The organism is Pseudomonadota bacterium (assembly GCA_034660915.1).
GTDB lineage: Bacteria > Desulfobacterota > Anaeroferrophillalia > Anaeroferrophillales > Anaeroferrophillaceae > DQWO01.
On record JAYEKE010000146.1, the window covers coordinates 1 to 11,396 of the forward strand.

Consider the following 11,396-nt stretch of genomic DNA (forward strand, 5'->3'; position numbering starts at 1 on the left):
ATGCCGGCTATTGTCCTGAGGCCTTGGAATTAATTTAAACGAGTGAGGGAAGAGTGAAAACGATTTTTGATTTTGATAATTTATTTACTTACGACCTGGCGAATAATCACCAGGGTGATGTGAAGCACGGATTGCGGATTATCAAGGAAATAGGGAAGGTTAATGCCGCTGCCGGAGTTCGGGGTGCCTTTAAATTTCAGTTCCGTCAGCTTGATACTTTTATCCATCCCGAATTCAAGGAACGGCAGGATGTGAAACACATTCCGCGCTTTATGGGTACCGCCCTGAGCCGGGAAGATTATCAGCGGCTGCTGGCAGCCGTGATCGATAATGGTATGTATACCATGTGTACCCCTTTTGATGAAGAGTCGGTGGATGTTATTCATGAGCTGGGGATTAAAATAATCAAGGTGGCCAGCTGTTCGGCAGCTGACTGGCCGCTGCTGGAAAAGATTGCCGCCGCCAACCAGCCGGTAGTGGCCTCAACGGCCGGGTTGAGTATGGATAAGATTGATCGTCTGGTCAGTTTTTTTGAAATCAAGAACGTACACTTTGCGCTCATGCACTGCGTGGCTCTTTATCCGACGCCTTTGGAAAAACTGGAACTCAATCAGATAAGGCTTTTGCAGGAAAGGTTTCCCCAGCTGCCCATCGGTTTTTCCACCCATGAAGATCCTAATAACTATATTCCCGTGCGTTTGTCCTATGCCCTGGGTGCGCGGCTGTTTGAACGTCACGTGGGGATCGGTACGGATAAGTATACTTTGAATGCATACTCATCGACGCCTGATCAGGTTGCCAGCTGGTTGTCGGCTTATAAGGAGGCCGTAGCGGCCTGTGGCGGGGAGAATCGCAGTCCGGCAACCCCATCGGAATTGGCTTCATTACGGTCTTTGATGCGTGGAGTGTATGCCCGGAATACTATGGCAAAAGGCGAAAAAATTACCCGGGATAAGGTCTTTTTTGCCATGCCGCTTCAGGAAGGACAACTGGCCAGTGGTGATTGGGTCGGGGGGATGGAAGCTGATGCCGATTATGCCGCCAACCAACCGTTGAATCTGGAGGTTGCTAATTCATCATTGCCGGACCGAGAGATTATTTACCGGATTATGCTCCAGGTTAAGGGGATGCTTAACCTGGCGCGCATTCACATCGGTCGGGAGAGCTCCATTGAAATATCTCACCATTACGGCCTGGAACGGTTTCGGGAGTTTGGGGCGGTGATCATTGACTGCATTAACCGCCAGTACTGCAAAAAGCTGGTGATCATGCTTCCCCGTCAGAAACATCCTTATCACTATCATGAGAAAAAAGAGGAAACCTTCCAGCTGCTTTGTGGGGATTTGGATGTGGAACTTGGCGGTCGGCGGATCAAGGCGGAGCCAGGTGATACTATTCTGGTTAAACCAGGTGAATGGCACAAGTTTCACACCCTTGACGGGGCAATCTTTGAAGAAGTATCCACAACCCATTATAATAATGATTCTTTTTATGAAGATGAGCGGATTGCCCGTTTGCCCCGGGAATCCAGAAAAACGGTGATTCCAAACTGGCATGCTATCCAGGGAAAAAAGAAATTATAGCGATGAAAACCAGCAGGAATTTCAAGAAAAAACCACCATATCAATAAAATGGGGCGCTGTTTGACTCCTCACAAAACCATCAAAGTCATCGTTCTTGATTTTGATGGTACCCTCATTGATTCCAATCGCTTGAAATCTGAAGCTTTTTTTAAGCTTTTTTCTGACTGGATGACCCGGGATATCGTTCGTGCCGTGCTGGATGAAATGTTTGAAGCCAGCCGTTATGAAATCCTGGCTGAAATTCTCGCGCGGCGTGATCACCGCCGGCATGAGGACTGCCAGCCGGAAGTTCGATCCCTGGCAGCGGCTTTCAATGATATTGTCGTCGATGGCGCAAAACATTGCCGTGAAATCGAGGATGCCGTTGAGGCCCTTGACTTCCTCTCCTCCCGGGCCAGGTTGTATGTCAGCTCCACCACTCCCGAAGCTGCCCTGAAAGAGATTATCGCCTTTCGCGGCTGGACTGATTATTTTGTTGATGTTTTTGGTTACCCCCGGAAAAAGCCCGAAACTCTGGCTGGAATTATTGATCGGGAAAAGGTCGAAAACTCCGGCGTTGTAGTTGTCGGCGATGGTGAATCCGACCGCATTTCTGCCGGAGAAAACCGATGTGGATTTATTCAGGTTCATGAAGCTTTCCCTCTTTCTGAAGTTGTCTGGATGTTAGGGGATAACTGAAGGCAGCCTGAAGCCTGCCGGAAACTGCATGTATAAGAGGTTCGCATGATAGATGGCCGTAAGATTCTGGTGGTGGTGCCGGCCAGGGGTGGGAGTAAGGGGGTTAAGCTCAAAAATCTGCGACCCCTTGGCGGTGTGCCGCTGGTGGGTCTGGTCGGGAAGCTGGTCAAAAAGCTCGATTATGTTGATCGGGCGGTGGTTTCCACCGACCACCCTGATATTGCCGCCGCTGCTTTACAAAGCGGGATTGAGGCGCCTTTTCTGCGTCCTGAAAGCCTTTCCGGTGATCGAATTGCTGACTGGGATGTTCTTTATCATGCCCTGTTGGCCTGTGAAGAAGAGGATCACTGTCGTTATGATATCGTCGTTATGCTTCAACCCACTTCTCCTTTTCGTCGTCCGTCGCAGGTGACGGAAACTGTTGTCCGCCTCATCGAAGGGGATTACGACGCGGTCTGGACCGTGAGCGAAACCGATTCCAAAGCTCATCCGCTCAAACAGCTGGTCCTTGATGGTGATCGCCTGGAATATTACGATCCGGCCGGAGCGGCAATTATCGCCCGGCAGCAGCTGGTTCCCGTTTATCATCGGAACGGGGTTGCCTATGCCGTCAGCCGGGAATGCCTGGTGACCAAAAAAAGCATTAAAGGTGATAAAACCTCTTACGTGGTCATTGACGATCTGCTGGTCAATATTGATACGGAACTGGATTTTAAATATGCCGAGTTTATTCTCCAGCAGGGTATTTTGCCGGATAAGCAGGGTGATTAACGTTACTGGATTAGCGATGTCATGAATCGCTCTCTAATTATACCGGTTGAAAACCAGGTTCGCGAACTTGATGCCAAGTTATTGCTTGCCTGTATTGCCGCCCGGCATGAATTTTCTGTTATTATCGGCTCCCGTCTGGAAATAAGTTTTCGCATCGGGGCATTCCCCCCCAGTATTTACCTGGCAAAAAGCATGACCGCCCGCAGCCTGAAAATGTTTCGGATCATGCGGAAACTGGGGCATGTCATCGCCGGTTGGGATGAGGAGGCCCTGATTCATCCTCCCGCCGAAACCTATTTTACCCGCCGTCTTTCTCCTGAAGCGATCGCCCATGTTTCCCACCTGTTTGCCTGGGGGGAAGAAAATGCCGAACTGTGGCGGCAATATCCTTCCCTGCCGCCTGATATGCCTATCCATCTGACCGGCAACTCCCGTGGTGATATGCTGCGGCCCGAGATGCAGCCTTTTTTTGCCGAAGAAACCGAGCAGTTGCGGCGGAAATATGGCGAATTTCTGCTCATAAATACAAACTTCAGCTTTGTTAATGCCTTTTACCCCGATCAGAACCTTTTTCAGCCGGTGAAAAACCCGGGTGAAAAACCACGTTTCGGCCGGGCAGCGGTGGGGATGGATCGCCATTTTGCCGAGGGACTGAGAGATCATAAACAAGCGGTATTTGAAAGTTTCCAAGCCATGATTCCCCGGTTGGAACAGGCATTTCCCGAACTGACGATTATTGTCCGGCCCCATCCGGTTGAAAATCCGGCCGTCTACCATCGATTGGCTGCCGGTTGCCGGCGGGTGAAAGTCATAAACGAGGGTAATGTCATTCCCTGGTTGTTGGCCTCTCGGGCAGTGATTCACAATGGCTGTACCACCGGGGTGGAAGCTTATATCATGCGGGTTCCGGCCTTAAGCTACCAGGAGCATGGTGATCCCGGGTATGATAACGGTTTTTACCGGCTTCCCAACGTCTTGAGCCACCAGTGCTATGATTTTTCCGGCCTCAGGGAATCAATCAGCAGTATATTGGCTGGGAAAATGGGGGCTGCCGGCGGTCGGGAGCGCCGGGAGCTGATGGCAGGCTATCTGGCTTCGCAGGATGGCCCGCTGGCCAGCCGGAGGATTGTGGAGGCGCTGGAAAAAATTATTGAGGAATCTGCCAATAATCCTTTGCCCTTATTTTTTGAGAGGTTTACGGGGCGTTTCCAGGTGTCAAGACGCCGACTGGCTAAAACTATCAAGTCATTTCAGCCCAATTCCAAATATCGTCCGGAATTCCAACGTCATCGCTATCCCGGCCTTTCAACTGAGGAGTTGAGTAAAAGGATTAAGCGATTGCAGTCAGACCTTGGCTATTATCAGGAATTAGATACCGAAAAACTGGGGAATCATGTTTTCCGGATTACCCCCGGTCAGCCTTTATGACTTGTCGCAGGTTGAAGTGGACCCGACCGATGAGCGGAATATCGCCACTTATCCGGACGGGAATGCGGGTTTCTTCATTGAAATATATCTTTATCTCACCTGTTAATCCCATAAAAGAGAATTTTTCTGCTGCGCCTTCACCCTTTCCCGCCACCGGTCGGCTTACAAGCCGGTAGCAAGATAGAGCCATTTCCCCCTTTTTTACCAACTTGTTGTGGCAATCCTGTTGCTCAAGGTAATCAACTTGGAGCTGGATTGGCGCTTTCCTGATCAATTTTACCATATAATATTGTTTTTTGTTGAAAACACAGATTTCCTCCGGTCTTGAGTCTGGTTTTAATGTCTTTGCCGAAAGATAATACAAGATCAGTGACGGTTCAGAAATGATGGTGGTTGTTGATGTATTGCCGGGAAGGGAGTAGAAAGTTTTCTCTGTATTGCTCCAGAATTCCGGCTTGACCGTTTCTTCCGCTGAATCAGCTGGTTTTTTCCGGTAGCGATAGACTCCGGAAAGGGCAAAGATATAATCTTTCAGGTAATATTTCCTTCCTTTCAGCAGCCTCAACCGCCTGATTGCCGTACCATTTTCGGGGGAAAACCACACTTTAGTTTGGTAAAAGCGATTGGCTGCCAGATAGGGTTTGATAGTGGTGGTAGCTGAAAGGCAGAACCTGTGGGTATCCTGGGAGGTGTCTTCCACTGCGGCTGTGGGATGGTTTTCGTGTTGGTCCGGGAGGTCAGGTTGGCGGCCGGCATTGAGCTCCACCACCGCCGTTGCCGTACCAAAGAAAGTTTTTGCTTGATAGATCAGGGATTTCCAAGTGACGGAATCAGGATTAAGAGTGGGTGATGAGATTTTTTGCCCGATGGCCGGATTGACATAGATCAGGAGTAAGATGGAAATGAACAGGAAGATAAGCTTCAACGAAACCCTCCCTGGCGATAGGCCTGCCAGAATGATTTGCAAAGCTGGAATAAAGTTTCAGGTTTGCCGTCAGCCGGTTTTTGAAATGTAATGCCAGAATGCCGTTCAACTTTCCAGCGGATATAGCTGATTCCACCGTGAAAAGTCATTAACGCCTTGAGCAGTCGTAAAATGGAAAGCAACTTGCCCTGGATTTTTCTGATTTTCCAGCTTTGTCGGCAGTGTCGGCGGCTGAGCTCTGAAATCAAGGCGTAGCAGGACGCAGGGGTATCATTGGTACAGTTAATTCGAAAGGGAAGTGCCGGTAACGCAAGCCGGGTCAGCTGCTCATAGTAATTTTCGGCTATATTATAAAGATTTGTTGAGTATCCCTCCCGTTCAGGACGCAACTCAGCGCCATAGCTGAGGGCAAAAGCATGGTACCAGAGTTTTCGGGCATCAAAGTTGGACGGCAGGGTGGGAATGACCCGGGAAATAAAGGTGATGGCTGCCTGGGCGCTGCCTAGGTTGATTTGGGTAAGAATTTGTTCGGAACCATGGAATATAACCCTGAGCGGTTGGGCAAACCGGCACCAGAGATAAGAATGGAACCAGTGTTTTGAAGTTCCACGGATAAAATCATGCAGCGTCAGTACAGCGTATTTGGCTCGAATTGGCTGATTACCGGCGGTTGCCTCCAGATAAAAAACATTGGGTGGCAGCAGCTTGTTTAGCCAGGCCAGGTAGCTTTTTTTATAAGCATTGTGGTAGCTGTCTACCAGAACATAGAGATCAAGAATGCCACTATGATAATCACCGCTTCGTTGGCATGAGCCGTAAAACAGGATGGCTTGCAGGGAATTGCCAAACCGCTGCTGCAACTTTTCGACCAGGATATCGGTTGCCGGATCGACTACCAGGGCGGTTTGTTCGCTAATAAACGATAATAATGCTGCGGGAATATTCATGGCTGTAACTGGACAAAAGATAGCGTCCCTCCTTGGCGGACAGTAATCGGAGATTTTTCGTCAGCTGGATGATATATCTGGCCATCAAGGGTGTAGGGGCTGGTGCAATGGATTGTTGCCTGATCCACATTATGACTTCTATATCCGTGCTCCGGGGTGGCGTGTTGGGGTCGTTGCCTTCGGGTTAATTGGAGGATGGTGCGCAGCATATACCGTGGTTTAATGCTGACACTGGTGAAATGCAAAGGGCTATCTTCTTTCCCCCAATAGGGATGAAGCCCGAAAAAAAGCCGCTCAAGGGAGCTGACCAGGACTACCAGGTAGTCATTTTCAGTGGCCTCATGCTGTTGGTTCAAATGAATGGTCATGTGAACGGCCCGCAGGATTTTCCGGCGCTGAAATCCGAGCATCGCCAGCAGAAAACGAAACATGACCAGTCCCGGTCCAAGCTCCCCCCGGAGGCCGTGTCGATTAACCCGCTGATGGAAAAACTCAATGCCCTGGGGGATGGCCGCGGCGCCGAAAAACATGCCAAAGCGGGAAGCTGTACTGCCATTTTGCACCTCCAGGACCGGTCGTTGGATAATTCTGATTTTCCGGTTGTTCTGGAGTTGGAACAAAAGGCGTGATAATGCCTGGTTCCCTCGGCCGGGCAGGCCGATATCGCCGGCAGTCATACTCGTGGTCCCGGCTTTGAGGATAGCCAGCGGAGGGATATGGTCAAAAGGCTTCCGGTTGAAGAGGGAGGTAAGGACTGCCTGAATAGTACCGTCACCGCCATTAATAACCAGAAGTTTGATTCCCGCTTTGCCAAAAGCTGCCAGGACATTGGCAATCTCGGCGGGATCTCTGGCTTCACGATGCAGCACTTCAGGTCGGTTTTTCAATATTTTTTTGATGGAACTGAGGCCGCGTTTATTTCCCCCGCTTAAAGGATTGCTCAGTACCCCGATGGCCGGTTCCATCAGGTTGTCATGATCCCATCTCAGGCATTGTTGATGGTGGTTTTTCATGTCATAAAAGAAAGGTGCAAGCTTTAAGGTGCAAAGTTGGAAGCCATCAACCCCGGCTGCCGTCCGGCAATATAGTAGGTGGTCGGGTGAATAATCGTACTGCCAGTGGTTTGGGTTTTTCTTCCGGGTCTATTTTACTTAACCACGGGGTTAAAGGGCCGCTGGTGAACCTGGTCTTGATTGCCATTGCCAGTCGTACAAGCATAAACAGGCTGGTGACAACAGTCCAGAAGGCCACGGCCAATAATCCCAAGTCAGGGCGGCCGAACAGGGTACTGATGGTTAGAAGGATAAGGTTCGGGTTGCGACGTCCGGTAATCAGGCGGAAATAGGAATCTATGGGATGCCAGGAAAAGATTCCAAAACGTCCCAGCATGCTGGTAAAGATAGCCTCCACCAGACGGCCGGTGAGATAGGTGCCGACTATCAGCCACAAAATCAGCGGCAAATGGGAAGGTGACAGTACAGGGGAGCTGTTTGCCAGGCCTAATCCCCAGGCGACATACCAGAAGGGTGGGTGGATAAGGTCAATGGCATGATCAAAAATGTGACCAAATTTGCTGGAAGTAACCGTGACCCGGGCAAGTTTTCCGTCCACCGTATCAAAAAAAGTCATCATCCAGCCGGCCACCAGGCCAAGAGCGTAGAAACCGGTATAAAATAAAATGCTGGCCAGGATGACCAGCCCCAGGCCCGCCAAGGTTACCTGATTGGGTTTCCAGCCGCGACGAACGCAGACCCCCACTGCCAGCCGGGCGGGAAATGGCCAGCACCATTTAGTGACCAGGTCGGTTATGCCTTTATATGACCAGGAAAAAAGATGTTTTTCCAGACTTTGGCGATTTTGCTCCGTAATCGGCAACACAAAAGGCGGGTCAAATTTCCGCAGGCGTTGCTGATATGCCGGGGTTAGCGTTTGCGGCGTAACCAGTTTAAGATCTTGCAGGGCTTCATCCTGTTGACCATCGTTAAGATAGCTGTAGGTTTTAGCAGCCAGGCCTGATTTGACCTGGGCGGCGACCGGAATTTCGCGGCCTGCTTTTGGAATCAGCAAGATGGTATCAGGTGTTTCCAGCAAATTTTGGATGACCCGATCGTCGTAGAGATAATCGGCGCGGAGCAGCAAGATAGTATCCGTTGTTGCCTGCCTGGGGTCAGAGATGAAATTATGTATTCCGACTTTGGCTAAAACGCGTTCAATACGTTCACGGGAGGTTAACCCCCAAAGTTTTACCGGACTTTCATGGAAGATATAGACGCTGGTGGACATGAACTTTTCTCGTCTAGAGGTTAATGAAGATTAATCTTGTCCAGGGATTGTCAGCTGACAATCATTGCAAAAAAAATCACTCTGTTTTATATAGATTTTTATGATGGTTGTAAAGCCTGAAGAGTGCCGTTGTGAAGAGCTTCCGGAAATCATGATGTCTGAAACTGGAAATCCCTCCCCATTTATTCTGGCACATCTATCTGATCCTCATTTTTTTTCAACCACCGGCAGCCGGTTGAGTGATTTTCTCAATAAACGTTTGTATGGTTATCTCTCATGGTGTTGGCGTCGCCGGCATGAACATAGCGATAAGGTTATCTCGGCTCTGGTTGAAGATCTGAAATGCCAGCATCCGGATCATATCACGGTGACCGGGGATTTAACCCACCTGGGACTGCCTGATGAATATCGTCTGGCAGCGGAATTTCTGCGTTTACTAGGGCCGCCGGAGCGAGTGACGGCCATCCCCGGTAATCATGATGCTTATGTGCCCTCAGCCTGGGAGAATGGCCGGAATTTATGGAGACCCTATCTGGTTGGCGATAGTGTCAATTCACCCGGGGAAAAGCCGAAGATCTCATTTCCTTTCATCCGTGAACGGGGAGATGTAGTTTTCATTGGTTTATCTACCGCCAACTCCTGTCTGCCTCTTCTGGCTACCGGGACCCTTGGTAAAGCGCAATTGCAGCATTTGGAAGCCCTACTGAACGAATATGGTTCGCGGCAGCAATGCAGGGTGATTTTAATCCATCATCCCCCGGTTGCCGGTGTCATCAGCTGGCGTAAAAGGCTGACGGATTACCGGGATTTTTGTGAGCTGTTGCAGCGCCAGGGAGCCGAGCTGGTATTGCATGGCCATGCCCATATTGCTTCCTGTTCATTTCTGGAAACGCCGACTGGTCGTATCCCTGTTGTCGGGGTGCCTTCGGCATCGGCCATCGGTAGAACTCCCGATCGACGGTCAGAATATAATCTTTACCGTATTGCTCGTAACAATCAAGGTTGGCAGGTAAATTTCAAACGGCATCGTTATTCGTTCAGTGAAAATAAATTTTTTGAGCGTGGCAGCTGGCAGCCCTTGTTACCATGATCTTTTTTTAGCCATCCAGGCACTGATCACCAGGATGAGCGCGATGGGCATGAGCACGGTGACTGCCGGGGAAAAGTTGAACAATAAACCAAGATCACCGATGATGTTGTTGAAAAGGTAGGCGAAAATACCAACCAGGACGGCAATGGTGATCAGCAGTCCGGCTGATGTTTCACGGATCGGCCCGAAAATCAGGGGTAGAGATAGTAACAGCATGGCCCCGGTGGTTAATGGGGCGCTTAATTTCTGCCACAGGGCCATGATGTAATGATCAGCATTTTGTCCTCTCTGTTGCAGGATATTTATATAATGATAAAGATTTGTCGGGGATAGACTTTCCGGCGGCAAATTAAGGATTCCGAGCTGCTTGGCATTGAGGGAAAGATCCATTGTGAGCTGGGTGATAGTTTGCCTGCTTATGCCCTCTTTAGTGAATTCTCTCTTTTCAACATTCTGTAATCGCCAGATTTGTTTATCAACAATATCAGCTTTGGGACTGTGCAGGTATGTTTTCAGCTGACCCTGCTGGTCACATTCGTAGATATCCATGCCGGCCATAGTGCCCGGTGTTGATGGCTTCCCTATCCGGATAATGTTATTTCCCGATCGAATCCAGAATTCACCTTTAGTCATAATCATGCCGGTATCGGAAAGCGCCAAGAGCCGCTGGGTTCGGGCCTGTTGTTCCAGTGGTGGAATAATAAATTCAGCAGAAATACCCGCAATCATCATAAAAAGAACCCCGATAAGCAGTACCGGCAGACAGATTCTCCAAGGTCTGAGACCAGCGGCCTGCATGGCTAAAAGTTCATTATGGTCAGCAAGGAGTCCCAGGCCGATGATACTGCCCAGCAGGGTGGCGACCGGGAGAAGGTCAAACCAGCGTTTAGGGGTGGTCAGGATAACATAACGAAAGGCATCGCCTAACTGGTAATGACCAGTGCCAATATCCTTTAATTGCCCCATCAATTCGATGAAACTGAAAAGGAAAAGCAGGATGGCGGTAACCAGGAGGGATGCCTGGAGAAAGTTTCTGATAATATAACGGTCGGTTATTTTCATGGTTTGTCTGTGGTTCAACTCAACTTTCTGACTTGCATCGCCATGGTGCATTACAGGATGTTCGGGCTTGGCTCATAGCGGTTTTGGCCGCCGAACGAATCACATGAGGTGATTCGCGGCGGACGCCTCGGAAGCCGGCCATGGACGGCCGGCGAGAATGAGCGAGAGCCATGCCGGAACATCCCTGATAATTTCTTTCAGCTTTTTTTATTAGGTATATGCCACTGCTGAAAAAAGCTTATGGTGGTGATCAATAATAAGAGGACCATTGCCCCTTCAATTGCCCAGATTCCCGGCCAGGGGTTGATAACCTGCTCTCCAATCCAGGTTTTAGTTACCAGACTGAGGGTGTAAAAAATACTGTAAATGACTACCGCCAGCACTACCTTCGCGTATTTTCCCCGGCGGGGGCTGGTCTGGCTGAGCGGGATGCCCAACAGTGCCAGGATAATGGCGGTGAGCGGGGTTGAAAAGCGCCACTGAAGTTCGGCGATTGCCAATGACTTGTCCGAGTGAATCAGGTTGCTGGTCGGAGTGGCTTTTATTTTGGTTATGTGGGCTTCCCGCTCAGCCAGACCAGCCCCCGCCGGGGAAAATACGCGAAGGTAGTGCTGGCGGTAGTCATTTAC

General features: G+C 49.8%; 12 protein-coding genes. 5 read left to right on the forward strand and 7 right to left on the reverse strand.

Translation table 11 applies throughout. The annotated features are described in order from the left end of the window. Window positions 1–53 precede the first annotated feature (53 nt). The 4 genes from U9P07_08660 to U9P07_08675 are packed head-to-tail and all read left to right on the forward strand — an operon-like array spanning window position 54 to window position 4,460. On the forward strand, window positions 54–1,583 hold the full coding sequence (locus U9P07_08660) for an N-acetylneuraminate synthase family protein (GenBank protein ID MEA2109474.1): 1,530 nt from the start codon (window positions 54–56) through the stop codon (window positions 1,581–1,583). A 48-nt stretch (window positions 1,584–1,631) separates the two neighbouring features. Continuing rightward, window positions 1,632–2,261 (forward strand): HAD hydrolase-like protein, encoded by a 630-nt coding sequence (locus U9P07_08665; protein ID MEA2109475.1) that lies wholly within the window; start codon window positions 1,632–1,634, stop codon window positions 2,259–2,261. A 45-nt stretch (window positions 2,262–2,306) separates the two neighbouring features. Next, the gene (locus U9P07_08670; protein ID MEA2109476.1) at window positions 2,307–3,032 is read left to right on the forward strand and encodes an acylneuraminate cytidylyltransferase family protein; all 726 of its coding nucleotides are present in this window, start codon (window positions 2,307–2,309) and stop codon (window positions 3,030–3,032) included. Window positions 3,033–3,053: 21 nt separating this feature from the next. Then, entirely contained in the window at window positions 3,054–4,460 is a 1,407-nt protein-coding gene (locus U9P07_08675) for a surface carbohydrate biosynthesis protein (protein ID MEA2109477.1), read from the forward strand. Here U9P07_08675 and U9P07_08680 read toward each other — a convergent pair. From U9P07_08680 to U9P07_08695, 4 genes are read right to left on the reverse strand one after another with little or no spacing between them, the layout of a single operon-like run. Further along, complete coding sequence (locus tag U9P07_08680; GenBank protein ID MEA2109478.1) at window positions 4,438–5,385, reverse strand: hypothetical protein; 948 nt, start codon at window positions 5,383–5,385, stop codon at window positions 4,438–4,440. The two genes, U9P07_08675 and U9P07_08680, sit on opposite strands and share 23 nt — an antisense overlap. Further along, window positions 5,382–6,332, reverse strand: coding sequence for a hypothetical protein (locus U9P07_08685; protein ID MEA2109479.1), 951 nt, complete (start codon window positions 6,330–6,332; stop codon window positions 5,382–5,384). Before U9P07_08685 ends, U9P07_08680 begins: the two co-directional genes overlap by 4 nt. Further along, a complete protein-coding gene (locus U9P07_08690; protein ID MEA2109480.1) occupies window positions 6,329–7,345 on the reverse strand; it encodes an acylglycerol kinase family protein in 1,017 nt (338 codons plus the stop codon). The genes U9P07_08685 and U9P07_08690 overlap by 4 nt, the downstream gene beginning before the upstream one ends. Window positions 7,346–7,391: 46 nt before the next feature. After that, the gene (locus tag U9P07_08695; GenBank protein ID MEA2109481.1) at window positions 7,392–8,615 is read right to left on the reverse strand and encodes a CDP-alcohol phosphatidyltransferase family protein; all 1,224 of its coding nucleotides are present in this window, start codon (window positions 8,613–8,615) and stop codon (window positions 7,392–7,394) included. Between the two features lie 100 nt (window positions 8,616–8,715). Here U9P07_08695 and U9P07_08700 point away from each other — a divergent pair, with 100 nt between their 5' ends. Then, entirely contained in the window at window positions 8,716–9,705 is a 990-nt protein-coding gene (locus U9P07_08700; protein MEA2109482.1) for a metallophosphoesterase, read from the forward strand. Here U9P07_08700 and lptG read toward each other — a convergent pair. The 3 genes from lptG to U9P07_08715 all read right to left on the reverse strand — a co-directional run. Further along, the gene (lptG, locus tag U9P07_08705) at window positions 9,697–10,767 is read right to left on the reverse strand and encodes an LPS export ABC transporter permease LptG (protein MEA2109483.1); all 1,071 of its coding nucleotides are present in this window, start codon (window positions 10,765–10,767) and stop codon (window positions 9,697–9,699) included. The two genes, U9P07_08700 and lptG, sit on opposite strands and share 9 nt — an antisense overlap. 19 nt (window positions 10,768–10,786) lie before the next feature. Next, window positions 10,787–10,939: a hypothetical protein gene (locus U9P07_08710; protein ID MEA2109484.1), complete on the reverse strand. Its 153-nt coding sequence runs from the start codon at window positions 10,937–10,939 to the stop codon at window positions 10,787–10,789. A gap of 25 nt (window positions 10,940–10,964) precedes the next feature. Beyond that, window positions 10,965–11,396: LptF/LptG family permease (locus tag U9P07_08715; protein MEA2109485.1), on the reverse strand; the 432-nt coding region annotated here is incomplete at its 5' end.

Bases quoted from the DNA above. Each gene is read 5' to 3' on its own strand.
- U9P07_08665 (MEA2109475.1), top strand. From the start codon at position 1,632: ATGGGGCGCTGTTTGACTCCTCACAAAACCATCAAAGTCATCGTTCTT.
- U9P07_08670 (MEA2109476.1), top strand. From the start codon at position 2,307: ATGATAGATGGCCGTAAGATTCTGGTGGTGGTGCCGGCCAGGGGTGGG.
- U9P07_08675 (MEA2109477.1), top strand. From the start codon at position 3,054: ATGAATCGCTCTCTAATTATACCGGTTGAAAACCAGGTTCGCGAACTT.
- U9P07_08685 (MEA2109479.1), bottom strand. From the start codon at position 6,332: ATGAATATTCCCGCAGCATTATTATCGTTTATTAGCGAACAAACCGCC.
- U9P07_08690 (MEA2109480.1), bottom strand. From the start codon at position 7,345: ATGAAAAACCACCATCAACAATGCCTGAGATGGGATCATGACAACCTG.
- U9P07_08695 (MEA2109481.1), bottom strand. From the start codon at position 8,615: ATGTCCACCAGCGTCTATATCTTCCATGAAAGTCCGGTAAAACTTTGG.
- U9P07_08700 (MEA2109482.1), top strand. From the start codon at position 8,716: ATGATGGTTGTAAAGCCTGAAGAGTGCCGTTGTGAAGAGCTTCCGGAA.
- lptG (MEA2109483.1), bottom strand. From the start codon at position 10,767: ATGAAAATAACCGACCGTTATATTATCAGAAACTTTCTCCAGGCATCC.
- U9P07_08710 (MEA2109484.1), bottom strand. From the start codon at position 10,939: ATGGCTCTCGCTCATTCTCGCCGGCCGTCCATGGCCGGCTTCCGAGGC.